We start from the raw sequence: 343 nt of genomic DNA on the forward strand, positions 1-343 counted from the left end.
CCCCAGGGCTCGGCCTCCCACAGGCCAAGACGCTCGGCCTCCTCCCGCAGCGCGGCGAGGGCCGACGTCTTCTCGTCGTCGCTCAGATCGTGCGCGTAGACCGTCGCGCAGCCCGATCCGTCGTGCCGGAGGTAGCGGGTGCCGCACGTGGGCAGCAGGTGCAGCCGTGCGAGGTCGGCGGCATCCGTTCCGTCGAGGCGCGCGATCACCTGCGAACGGAACTGCGTCTCGTTGCCGCCCGAGATGATGGCGACATCGACCGTGCGCAGGAGTGCGCGCAGCAGAGCGGCGATGCGGGGGGTGATGGCGGCCTTCGAGACGGCGAGCGGGTCGTCGAGGTCGA

Annotated in this window: 1 protein-coding gene; it reads right to left on the reverse strand. The window is 71.7% G+C overall.

Annotated features, from left to right (window positions below):
• Positions 1-343: HAD family hydrolase (locus tag ASV53_RS26730; RefSeq protein ID WP_205049264.1), on the reverse strand; the 343-nt coding region annotated here is incomplete at both ends.

Source organism: Photobacterium sanguinicancri, from assembly GCF_002265265.1.
Classification (GTDB): domain Bacteria; phylum Pseudomonadota; class Gammaproteobacteria; order Enterobacterales; family Vibrionaceae; genus Photobacterium; species Photobacterium sanguinicancri.